Genomic DNA, 12,112 nt, shown 5'->3' with positions numbered 1-12,112 from the left:
TTATTTTTATATCCTATTTATTATGATGCTCTATTAAATCATCTATGTTGTAGCCTTGGACACTTAACCCCCAGTCCCCATCGAAACCCACCAATACTTCAACTTTAGAGGGGTCTGTTGTAGCAATTTTGCCAGTGCGGCCATGTCTATCCAGCTGGCCTGAAATATACGAATTCGTATCAGGAATAAAAGCCTTATAGCTTATTGAGCTGAAATCAGATTGCCAAAATAGATTATATGCATCTAGCCTATTGCTACATAAAGCGTTATTTGGAAGCTGAGGCAGCTTATAAGCAACTTTGGCTCCAGCAACGAAGCTATGCTGCCCCGCCTTACATTCAAACTTCCCACCAGTTGTGATACATACTCCACTGCTATTAATCTTTATTTGAGATCCTCCTGCGGTTAGCAGGATCTCTTTCGGACTGGTGATCTCAATCTTGTCTTCAGTTGAAATCAGCTTAATCACCTTCCGTGCAATTGCTTCGATGGCATCATCTTGGGCCTGTATTTCAATTTTACCTTTGCCTGCGTATAAGCGTGCTCCGTTCTGGGCAGCAAATAGGCTGATCTTGTGCTGCGCATGTGCAATCAGAGACTGTTGAGTCGATAGATGGATATTTTCCCCTGCACTGTAATTTATCTGCTGGTCTGCAGATAAATGAATATTTTCATTTGTACTCAGCGCAATCGAATGTGGTGCCGTTAATACCATAACAGCCTGTTTAAATGCAGTGGCTTTGTTCGCATCTTCAGTTTCAAGTTGATTCAGAAATTGTTTTAAGCTATTAAAAAGCTCAAGCGGATCAGTCTGCTGAGCTTCTGCCATGTCACTCAGAACTTTGGTGTTATTCAGATTTGATTCCATCTGGTTCTTGGCAGGCTTAGCATCCAGGTGATTACCTGCTGCAGCATCTTGCGAATAGGTCGAAATCAGTAAACCTTGCCCTGTTCGTACTGCCCCCCACTGATCTGTCCTTAGTTCAAACCCTTCCCCACGACTTTCACTCGATTCGGTTTCTTTAGGATGACTGAGATGTCCTAAATTCAACTGGCTAGCCCCATGACTACTGTGTAACTGCGCACTAATCTGATCCGTCGTATCATCAAAACGCAGCTGGTTGAAACCCTCACCCTCTACTTCTTGGGAACGGATTCCACTGAGTTTTCTGGTGGCTGGTAACTGTCCCTTCGCATCAAACATCACTGGATGTCGTTCTGCTTCGTGAATCCGTCCCATAACAAAGGGCCGATCGATATCGCCTTCAAAAAAATCAATCACCACCATTTCACCAACTCGTGGATGCAATCTGACTCCATAACCTTCACCAGCCCAAGGGGTTAATACATCAATCCAGGCCGAATCGCTATCATTGTCATTGCTGCCTGCACCGGCATCATGTTGATGGTCATCGCTTCGGGTAAATAGAAAACGAACTTTCACTCTTCCCCAAGCATCGACATGGATTGTTTCACCTTCAGGCCCGACCACTCGAGCTCGCTGCGGATCTGTAACGGGGCGATGCACAAAAGGCTGATATTCAGGTACGACCGGAATGTCACGACGGACGATATACAGCTGATTGCCCTGCCGTTCTTCCTCCGAAATTTGCCAATCACTTTGACCGAGCAAGCTGTCCAGCCGCAATAAAATATCTTTAGGTAAATTATTCTGGTTATAGAAGCGTTTACCCAAAATCAAAAATTCACGCTCATGCACGGGATGCTGATCAATTTCAGCATGCTGTTTTAATTCAAACCAATACCCGACCTGAGCATCACGTACACTGCTGCTGGCTTTAAAATATTTGGATTGCAGCGCATGATAATGATTGAGCTGCTGATTCAGTCGTTCCAGTTGTGCCGTACCAGATGCCGTCACCTGATCCTCGGCATTCAAATCGCCTGTCCAGGCCGGACTAATGTTCCAGGCATCTTCAAGATTCAGACTGGCCGTATCCTGCACGCTACTTTGCTGATGAGTATTTAATAAGGACTGGCTTTGATCCTGCGCAAGGTGCTGCGCTTGCCAGCGCTGGGTATGGGTACTGTTGGAATTAAGCTGACGTACGGCAATCAGACTGGTCAGCGTATCAAACTGCTCGGTGGCATGACTGCGATGGAAGCGGATTGAACGGCGTTTTAAAGCTGAAAAGGCTTGAGAATGATCGATTAAACGCAGGTTCTGCGGCTGAATCTCAGTAGCAGACACCGGAACAATGGAGTGCTTTTCATCAATCAGCCAGTTTATTCCTTCACTACGCCATAAACGTGTTAAAAAATCATAATCCGACTCATTGGACTGCATCACAAAAGGGCGTACATCGTAATCCCGATTTAATCCGGTCAAGTCCAGACTAAGACTGGCTGCAAATAATGCACTTCTGCTTTGCCATTCACTAAATAATATTTCACTGATTTCGCGTACGCTCTTATTCATAAACACCCGACTATTACGGCGTTTGTGCCAGAGTGCAGTAGCATCCTGCATAGTTAATTTATACAAGCTCAAGGCACCGTCGCTGTGTCCCTGACTGGCTGCGGTAATAATGCCACTGGTTCGAAAAAGTTCGCCACGATCTGTTACCTGATCTACTGCCACCTGACAGCCTATAAATTGCTTTAAAGCAAGATTGGCCTGCGTAGAAAGGCAGATCAGTTCTGCCTGCAGACCCTGATTAATCTGATGCTGACCATCAATCCGCTGAATCAGGACCTGATGATTTAAGAGCAGATGTGAAAACTGCAGATGCAGCACACGATGCTGCCGGTTCAGCCCAAGTTGCTCCAGTAGCAGATGAATATGTTTTGGCATTTTATAGTTATAGTTTTAAGCATTATTATTGTGGAGCAAATTCTAGGAAAAGTTGTCCATTTCGTCCAGCTCAGTGTGCATTTCACATAATTAGGCATTTGATTTTCAGTAATTCAATTGCACCTATTCAATAAATCTCTGAAAAATAGAAGTAAAAATAATGCCAAATATTTCAGAATTTTCTGATTATCCAGAGTAGAACTTGCTGCTACACTGGATTCAATCTTATTTTCAAGGCCAAGGACATGCTGGAATTCCCCTCTAAACTGCCTGATCTAGGCATCACGATTTTTAGCACCATGTCGGCCCTGGCACAAAAACTCGGCGCATTGAACCTTTCACAGGGATTTCCAGACTTTCCTGCGCCACCGGCATTGATTGAGGCTTTGAGCCGGGCCAGTCATAACGGATTTAACCAGTATGCACCTGGAGATGGCTTGCCGATATTGCGTGGGCTGGTGGCCGATCTGTATCGACAGCGCGATCAGCTGAGCATTGACCCGCTAGAAGAGATCACGATTACTTCCGGCGCCACAATTGCGATTTTTTGTGCGATTCAGGCCACAGTTCGTGCGGGTGATGAAGTGATTATTTTCGATCCGAGCTATGACAGTTATGCACCTGCAATACAGCTGGCTGGTGCAACCCCCGTACATATTGCATTACAGCATCCAGAGTTTTCTGTGGACTGGAATCAGGTGAAAGATGCCATCAATGACCATACCCGCATGATTGTGGTCAACACTCCTCACAATCCCAGCGGTAGTGTCTGGTCCAGAGCAGACTGGCAGCATCTGATTGAGCTGATCCGTGAGCGCAATATTGTGGTGTTATCCGATGAAGTCTATGAACATCTGGTTTTTGACGGCGTTCAGCACCATTCAGCCTGGTCATTTCCTGAACTGCGCGAGCGTAGCTTCGTGATCGGTTCTTTTGGTAAAACCTTTCATGTCACCGGCTGGAAAACCGGTTTTTGTATTGCGGCACCGCCACTCATGAAAATGTTCAGACAGATTTATCAGTTTGCCAGCTTCTGTGGCGTGACTCCGATTCAGGTGGCTTTGGCGGAATACATGCAACAGCATCCTGAACATATACGCGAACTTTCACGGTTCTATCAAAACAAACGTGATCTATTTAATTCATCAATTGAAACATCACGTTTTAAATGGACGCCCTCTCAAGGAACTTATTTCCAGAATCTCGATTATTCGGCTATCCGGCCTGATTTAAATGATGTAGAGATGTGTCATTTTCTGGCAGAGCAACACGGGATCGTGGCAATTCCAGTCTCTGTGTTCTACCAGCAACCGCCTGCCGATTTACGCCTGCTCAGGTTCTGTTTTGCAAAAAAAGAACAGACCCTGATTCAGGCAGGTCAAATTCTTTCAAAGGTTTAATTCAAATTTTAACTAAAATTCTTATAAAATAAATGCCTTAGTTACTTAAAAGCTAAGGCCTTTATTTCTGCTTTATTCAATAATAGCAACATAATTAAATAGATGAAAAATCAATAACAGGATAGAGCATGGCACAGCAATCACTGATCCAACAACAGAATTTATGGAAGGCCTTTCTGGTATTTCTGTTGCCATTAATTGCAACCAATATCCTGCAAAGCCTTTCAGGCACGATTAATACGGTTTTTGTCGGGCAAATGCTGGGAGTCAATGCCATTGCTGCGGTTGCGGTATTTTTCCCGATCCTGTTTTGTTTGATGGCTTTTGTCATTGGCTTATCTGCCGGTTCTACTGTACTTATTGGACAGGCCTGGGGCGCAAAAAATATCGAAAAAGTGCGCTGTGTGGTCGGTTCAACTTTATTTATGACCTTGATTGGCGGAAGCTTGATCGCGCTGTTTGGTGTGATTTTTGCCGAAAATATCCTCTTGGCGCTCGGTACAGATCCGGAGGTGATGCATTTATCCTTGCCCTATGTGCAATGGATGCTGGCAGGTAGTCCCCTAATTTTTATTTATATTATTTATACCTCTATCTTGCGCGGTGTAGGCGACAGCACCACACCGCTGTTTGCTTCCGCACTCACCATTGGCGTGGGCTTGGTAGTCACCCCGATATTAATTGCCGGATATTTTGGCTTTCCCCAAATGGGCATTATCTCGCCGGCAATTGCCACCATTTTGGGTAATCTGGCCGTATTGTTGTTTCTAGTCCTGTATTTAAATTATAAACAACATCCGCTCAGGCTCGACTGGGCATTATTAAAACATATCCGCCATCAGCCTAAATTAAGCAAAATTATTTTAAGTCTGGGCGTTCCGACTGGAATACAGATGATCACGACTTCTGTCGCCGGTCTGGTGATTGTCGGCTTGGTCAACCGCTATGGCGCAGAAGCAACGGCTGCCTATGGTGCGGTCAACCAGGTGTTAAATTATATCCAGTTTCCTGCTCTGTCGATTGCGATTGCAGCTTCTGTGTTTGGTGCACAAGCGATTGGTGCAGGAAAATCCGATTTGCTGAATAAAGTCACACGGACTGCACTCAGTATGAATATTCTGTTTACTGGCGGTTTGGTGGTTTTGGCCTATCTGTTCTCAAAATATTTAATGGCACTGTTTATTACTGATCCTCAGGTCGTGGTGCTGGGTCAGCAACTTTTATTCATTGTGCTTTGGTCTATTTTATTCTTTGGTGCCAGCGCCATTTTTGCGTCAATTATGCGTTCAAGTGGTACGGTAACTGCACCGATGCTGATCAATATTTTTGCAATTCTCTGTATTGAAGTTCCTGCCGCTTATCTGTTTAGCCGGTGGTGGGGGCTGGAAGGGATCTGGTATGCCTATGCATTGGCCTTTGTCAGCATGTGTATTTTGCAGGGACTGTATTATCAGTTGGTCTGGAAGAAAAAAACCATTAAAATATTGGTTTAGCTTCATTATTTTACATGCCTACAGCCTTACAGCAACTCACTCCTGATCTACAATAAAAGATTAAAAACCCGCTTTTGCGGGTTTAATATCCAATGATTTAAGCAGATTTTTTCTTCTTTTTGCCGAATTGGCTTGCCAGTGCAGTGACATGCTGATAGCCGCTTGGCAAGATCCGTTGAATCAAATCAACAGCTTTGGCATCGTTACCAATTAATAAACGGCGTTTGTCTTTCTGTACCGCCTCCAGAATCTGACGAGCGGCTTCTACTGGCGGGCAACGCAGCAGTTTATTAAAATTACGGGCGGCTTTTTCCGGATTCATGCCCAAGGTCAGCATACTGTCATTCATTTTCGCAGCATTGGCAATATTGGTACGGATTCCCCCCGGATGTACACAAAGTGCGCTCACGCCACAATTTTGCAAATCCAGTTCCTGACGCAAGGATTCGGTAAAACCACGCACTGCAAACTTGGTCGCGTTATACGCCGACTGGGTCGGCTGCGCGGTTAAACCAAACAGACTGGAAATATTAATCACATGACCATCGCCGGTTTTCTTGATTAAAGGCAGAAATTCTTTGGTGCCATACACCACGCCCCAGAAATTAATGTCGACGATCCATTCCAGATCTTCATAGCTCGCACCTTCTACGGTACAGCCAAGTGCCACGCCGGCATTGTTAAAGATCATATTGACACTGCCATGATCCTGCTCCACCTGTGCTGCCCAGCTGCGTACCTCTTGTAGCTTGGCCACGTTGACTTTTTGAATCGTCACCCGAACATCACTGCCCTGCAACAATTCAACCGTTTGTGCCAGTCCCTGTTCATTAATATCACTCAGTGCCAGATGACAGCCTTGCTGTGCCAGCAAAACTGCCAGCTGCTGACCGATCCCTGAACCGGCACCGGTAATGGCAGCGACTTTATTCTTAAAATTTTTCATTGAATTTCCTTATGTAAATAACTGCTCTTCCATGACAGCAGGATCTTGTTCTGTTGTTTCAGGAGTTAGCACAGACCCTCAATATAATTATTGACAATATATATTGTCAATAATTATCCGATGTCCTTAGCGGCCAAATTTCTCTGCTGAATTTCGACATAGGTCAAAGCGTGATTTATTGCTAAGATATTCAAAATCTTCATGCAGATGAGTAGCCAGGCCTTATGACCGATTCAATCAATGCAGCAGCACCATCACGACCACCCAAAAGCAAGGAACGTCAGTTTAAAGGCCTGTCGATGGCTGAGCGACAGCAGGTACGTCGTGAAAAGCTGATTGAAGCCGGCATTGAAGCTTATGGCAGCCATGGCTTTTTTTCAGTAACCGTGAAAGATATCTGCAATGAAGCCAAACTGACTGAACGTTATTTTTATGAATCTTTTAAAAAAAGTGAGCACCTGTTTCAGACCATCTTTTTAAAACTGATTGATGAACTGCAACAGAATGTCATGCAGGCTATGATGCAGGCATCCACTGATCCGAAAAAAATGATTGAAGCGGGGCTAACCGCCTTGCTTAGCACCTTGCGTGACAATCCGCGTATGGCACGGATCATTTATATTGATGCCATGCTGGTGCAGGAGTTGCATAATCAGGCCACCATTCATGAAACCATGTCGCGCTTCGACCGCATGATTCATGCCTTTGTCATGTTAATGATGCCGCAGTTAAATCGTAGTGAGCAGGAAATTTCACTGGTGTCGACCGGTTTAAATGGCTATGTCACCCAAATTGCCATTCGCTGGGTCATGAGTGGATTCAAGCAGTCACTTGAGGAAGTTTTATCATCATGCAGTGTGGTATTTTTGGCATTATTGGAGTCATTTTCCGACAAAAAATAGCTGTTAAATCGAAGGTTTAATCAGATTTTCTGCATTCTAAAACAGGTTGCTAATTTCTGCTGAAGCACCGATAAAAGTAAAATTAATTTATGATTTTTTAACAAGTTTCTTTACTAAAATTGTCACAAATCTTTGCGAATTTCAGCAGTTTTTCCCTTTCTGCAATGATACTGTCATAATTAGTCTTTGTAATAAGCCTGTCATAAATATAAAACGGTTCACCGTTTACATGAAATAGGGTATTGCGTTGTGAAAGATGACTACATATTAATCGTCGATGACGAACTCCCGATTCGGGAAATGATCCATACCTCTCTGGATATGGCCGGTTTTCAATGCTTACAGGCCGAAGATGCCAAGCAGGCGCATCAGATGATTGTGGATCAACGTCCGGCACTGATTTTGCTGGACTGGATGATGCCGGGCGGGATCAGCGGTGTAGATCTATGTCGTCGTCTGAAACGTGATGAAAGCCTGTCAGAAATTCCGGTGATCATGCTGACCGCACGCGGTGAAGAAGACCACAAAGTACAAGGTCTGGATGCCGGTGCCGATGATTACATGACCAAGCCGTTCTCGACCCGGGAACTGGTGTCACGCATTAAAGCTGTCCTGCGCCGTGCCAATGCACTCAGCGGTGAAAAAACCATTGATGCCAATGGCCTGATTCTGGATCCGGTCAGTCAGCGGGTTAATTTTGGCGATAAAATTCTGGAAATGGGGCCCACTGAATACCGTCTATTGGCGTTTTTTATGACCCATCCGGAACGTGCCTATACCCGTGCACAATTACTGGATCAGGTTTGGGGCGGCAACGTCTATATTGAAGACCGTACTATTGACGTCCATATACGCCGTTTGCGCAAAGTGCTGGAACCTTATGGCGCAAACCGCTATGTACAAACCGTACGTGGAACCGGTTACCGTTTTTCAACCCGTGCAGATGTGGCTTTAGGTTAACGTCTTTTAAGGTAAATCTTGTTTTATGTATGAACCCTACCCTGTCCCCGAACTGGCACGTGAGCACAAAAGAATCCGTTACAGCAGTTTATGGGATTTTGCCAAACAGGATTTACGCTTACTGGCTTTTTTCCTGATCATCGCCAGCCTTATCGGTTTTGGGATTGGGTATTTCTGGATTTGTATCGTCATTGCCTTTGTGGCGTTCTTTAGCACCCAGATGCGCTCTTTATATCTGGTCAATGAATGGATTTCTAATCGCCCTTATGATGTTCCGCCGAATATCGGCGGGATTTGGGGCGCACTGTTATTTAATGTTTATCGCGCTCAGCGGCAGGAACGGATTGTTCAGGCAGAAATGGTGGAACTGATCGATCGAGCACAGTCTTCACTGGTGGCCTTGCAAGAAGCGGTGGTTTTAATTGATGAAAACCAGCAGATTGAATGGTGGAATCCAGCCGCCGAACGTCTACTCGGGATCTCCAGTGATGACCGTCGCCGTAATATTTTAACTTTGCTGCGCCAGCCGAGTTTTATTGAATATTATCATCATATTGATGAGTCACCGGATGGCCTGAAAATGAGATCTTCGCTGTTCGAAGATCATTATGTCCAGGTCAAAATGACCCGCTTTGGTGGAGAAAGCCGGGTACTGGTCGCCTATGATGTGACCCGGATGCACAATCTGGAACAGATGCGTAAAGATTTTGTCGATAATATTTCGCATGAGCTGCGCACGCCTTTGACCGTACTCAGTGGCTATATTGAAACCTTTACCGATCAGGAAGATATCAATCCGCGCTGGAAACGCGCCTTTGATCAGATGCAGTCGCAGACCCGACGCATGAACGCGCTGGTGAATGACCTGCTACTGCTGTCACGTCTGGAAAATGACAAAAATATTGCCAAAAACCAAATCATCGAAATGCCAAGTCTGATGAATCAGCTATTTGATGATGCACAGGCCTATAATATCGATTATGGTCATACCCTGAATCTGGACATTGACAGTCATTGCGATCTGATCGGTTCAGATATGGAACTGGCCAGCGCCTTTAGCAACCTGATCACCAATGCGATTAAATATACGCCTAAAGGTGGAATCATTACCATGGGGTGGCATGATGATGGTGAATCTGCCTATTTTGTAGTAGAAGATAACGGCATCGGAATTGATCCCAAACACTTGCCACGTCTGACCGAACGTTTTTACCGGATCGATTCAGACCGTAGCCGGCGCACCGGTGGCACCGGTTTAGGATTGGCAATTGTTAAGCATGTCCTGATGCAACATCAGGCACATCTCGAAATTGACTCCAAGGAAAACCAGGGTTCCACTTTTAAGGTAATTTTCCCCAAAGAACGTCTCAGCTTCCCGGAGTAATCTCACAAAATCAAAAAAGGTGCCATCGGCACCTTTTCTTTTAAGCATTTAAGAGCTGATCTGTTTTTCCCTACTCAGTGCACGCGCATAGGCTGCACGTTGCGAGACCCGTTTCAGATAGGCCTGAATGGCCGGATAACTTTGGCCTGTCCGACTCTGCATCGCTTCCAAAGGAAAACTCATTTGAATATCGGCAAAACTGAAATGTCCGGCAAAATAATCATGCTCGCTCAAATAGCTTTCCAGAAACTGGATATGATCTTTTAAGCGGCTCTGTACAAACTGTTTCTTCACTCCATCACAGATTTTCTTGGCTACAGGCCGAATCAGCAACGGGGTATGTTTCGGTACAGTAGTCATCACCAGTTGCATCACCAGCAGCGGCATTAATGAACCTTCTGCATAATGCATCCAGTAACGGTACTGGGCCTTATCGGCAGGATCTTCTGGGCGAAACTGCTGCTGTTCATCATAGCTTTCCTGTAAATACTCCAGGATCGCCGCAGATTCCGCCAGTACCTGCTCCTGATCGGTCAGAATTGGTGCCTTACCTAAGGGATGAATCTGTTTTAAGGCAGCAGGCGCAGAAAGATTAGGCTGGCGCTGATAATATTTAACCTCGTAATCCAGCCCTAATTCTTCCATGGCCCAGAGAATACGAAATGATCGTGATTGTTCGAGATGATGTAAGACACGCATATTAGACTCATGATTTTATTGTTGTTGCTCACTGAGCATAGCAAAAAGCAGCAAAATTTAGCTCATGTTTTGATGACTGTAATGATATGTTCCCTCGATTGCAAATTCACGATTTTTAGTTCAAATCAGACAGGGCTGCATCCATCCCTGTCATTTTGATCATTTATCTGGAGGCACGCATCCGGTCGGGAAATGCTGGAGCTTCTAAACGTGGCCCGTCATAAGCAGGAATGGAACCGAAACGCTCATGCCCTTCAATCCATTGTTGCCGCGCAATTTTAAGTTCCTCGGTGGTACGTCCGACCAAATTCCACCACAGTAAAATCGGGCTTTCAAATGGTTCACCACCAATAAGTAGCACACGGCTCCCGGCATGAATATCAGCATTAACCTGCTCTAATCCCAGTTCAAGGATCAGCATGTTATCTTCCGTCAGTTCATGCCCATTAATGCTGGCCGTGCCCTCAAGTACCATAAAACCATATTCAAATTTTGGATTCAGGGCTAAGCGCGCACTGGTACTTTCTGCTGCATACAGGTCTACCCCGAGCAGTTCACTATGCACTTTTACCGGTGAAACGGTTTTTAAATATTCACCGACTAAGACGGTAAATTCAATGCCCTGATCATTAACCACAGGCAATTCAGGATAATGCTCAAAAGCCGGTGCCATATTGATCTTGTCATCCGGTAAGGCAATCCATAACTGCGCCGCATGCATATGCGTTTCGCTTTCTGGAGAAACTTCCGTATGTGAAATACCATAGCCCGAGGTCATCAGATTGACCTGTTTGGGACGAATTAGCTGCTGAGTACCTAAACTGTCATTGTGCATCATGGTGCCTTGCAGCATCCAGGTAAAGGTCTGCAGACCAATATGGGGATGTGGCCCAACATCTAGGCCATCGCCTTGTGGAAAGCTGGCCGGACCGGCATGATCTAGAAAACACCAGGCACCAATCATGCGTTTATGTCGGCTGGGCAAGGCACGTTTGATTACGGTACCCTGTCCGATTTTGGCACGGCGTAAAGGGAATTCCTGAATAAACTGATTGACATATTTTTCACAATCATCCGAATTGGACAGTTCAATATCACTATTATTCGACATGGCTGAGCTCACCTCGACATTTTCATTCTAAATCTTAAATTATGTGAAACATTCTTCCCTTGGACTGCTGCAAGATGTCTCCCTATTCAGGACAATGTACAGGGTCTATTTGCAAAATCTATCTTTGGAAATATTTAGATACGTATAAAACCCTTAACATCGCTTGATCGATCTAACTCCTGTTCAAGCGATCAAACCTGAATTTCGCAGTGTAACAGCCTGAGTGGAAGTGGCTCAATGCTGATTAGGGTGCTCTCAAGCCTGCGCTAGAAGCCATTTCGACATTGCTGGCCCAATTACCCAATGTTTCACGTGAAACGAATGATTTTAATTTAAAAATTAAAGCAATTAAAAATTATTTTTATGGATTTCAATCACTTTCGCAGCTAAAAAATATAATTT

9 protein-coding genes are annotated in these 12,112 nt (G+C 44.9%); 5 read left to right on the top strand and 4 right to left on the bottom strand.

Annotated features, from left to right (window positions below):
• Nucleotides 1-13: 13 nt before the first annotated feature.
• Nucleotides 14-2,815 carry a type VI secretion system Vgr family protein gene (locus tag FTU40_RS08100; RefSeq protein WP_180040455.1) on the bottom strand — a complete coding sequence of 934 codons (2,802 nt, stop codon included), beginning with the start codon at nucleotides 2,813-2,815 and terminating at the stop codon, nucleotides 14-16.
• Nucleotides 2,816-3,060: 245 nt separating this feature from the next.
• Between FTU40_RS08100 and FTU40_RS08095 the strand changes: the two genes are divergently transcribed.
• Together FTU40_RS08095 and FTU40_RS08090 are read left to right on the top strand one after the other, a co-directional pair.
• Nucleotides 3,061-4,215 carry a methionine aminotransferase gene (locus FTU40_RS08095; RefSeq protein WP_180040453.1) on the top strand — a complete coding sequence of 385 codons (1,155 nt, stop codon included), beginning with the start codon at nucleotides 3,061-3,063 and terminating at the stop codon, nucleotides 4,213-4,215.
• Nucleotides 4,216-4,343: 128 nt separating this feature from the next.
• A complete protein-coding gene (locus FTU40_RS08090) occupies nucleotides 4,344-5,708 on the top strand; it encodes an MATE family efflux transporter (protein ID WP_159138889.1) in 1,365 nt (454 codons plus the stop codon).
• Between the two features lie 97 nt (nucleotides 5,709-5,805).
• On the opposite strand, the gene FTU40_RS08085 is transcribed toward FTU40_RS08090, so the two are convergent.
• Nucleotides 5,806-6,654, bottom strand: coding sequence for an SDR family oxidoreductase (locus tag FTU40_RS08085; RefSeq protein ID WP_074383703.1), 849 nt, complete (start codon nucleotides 6,652-6,654; stop codon nucleotides 5,806-5,808).
• A gap of 224 nt (nucleotides 6,655-6,878) precedes the next feature.
• On the opposite strand from FTU40_RS08085, the gene FTU40_RS08080 reads away from it, so the two are divergent.
• The 3 genes from FTU40_RS08080 to phoR all read left to right on the top strand — a co-directional run bounded on the left by FTU40_RS08080 (nucleotide 6,879) and on the right by phoR (nucleotide 9,900).
• Complete coding sequence (locus FTU40_RS08080) at nucleotides 6,879-7,556, top strand: TetR/AcrR family transcriptional regulator (RefSeq protein WP_005173788.1); 678 nt, start codon at nucleotides 6,879-6,881, stop codon at nucleotides 7,554-7,556.
• Nucleotides 7,557-7,805: 249 nt separating this feature from the next.
• Complete coding sequence (gene phoB, locus FTU40_RS08075) at nucleotides 7,806-8,516, top strand: phosphate regulon transcriptional regulator PhoB (RefSeq protein WP_005094589.1); 711 nt, start codon at nucleotides 7,806-7,808, stop codon at nucleotides 8,514-8,516.
• 25 nt (nucleotides 8,517-8,541) lie between these two features.
• The gene (gene phoR, locus FTU40_RS08070; RefSeq protein WP_180040451.1) at nucleotides 8,542-9,900 is read left to right on the top strand and encodes a phosphate regulon sensor histidine kinase PhoR; all 1,359 of its coding nucleotides are present in this window, start codon (nucleotides 8,542-8,544) and stop codon (nucleotides 9,898-9,900) included.
• Nucleotides 9,901-9,948: 48 nt separating this feature from the next.
• Here the strand turns inward: phoR and FTU40_RS08065 are convergent, their stop codons facing one another.
• Together FTU40_RS08065 and FTU40_RS08060 are read right to left on the bottom strand one after the other, a co-directional pair.
• The gene (locus FTU40_RS08065) at nucleotides 9,949-10,599 is read right to left on the bottom strand and encodes a glutathione S-transferase family protein (protein ID WP_180040449.1); all 651 of its coding nucleotides are present in this window, start codon (nucleotides 10,597-10,599) and stop codon (nucleotides 9,949-9,951) included.
• A 163-nt stretch (nucleotides 10,600-10,762) separates the two neighbouring features.
• Nucleotides 10,763-11,710 carry a pirin family protein gene (locus tag FTU40_RS08060; RefSeq protein ID WP_180040447.1) on the bottom strand — a complete coding sequence of 316 codons (948 nt, stop codon included), beginning with the start codon at nucleotides 11,708-11,710 and terminating at the stop codon, nucleotides 10,763-10,765.
• Nucleotides 11,711-12,112 lie beyond the last annotated feature (402 nt).

This window comes from Acinetobacter sp. YH12100, assembly GCF_013419135.1.
Taxonomy (GTDB): Bacteria; Pseudomonadota; Gammaproteobacteria; order Pseudomonadales; family Moraxellaceae; genus Acinetobacter; species Acinetobacter pseudolwoffii.
Note: the sequence above shows the minus strand (reverse complement) of the source record. Positions and strands in the feature narration are given on the sequence as shown.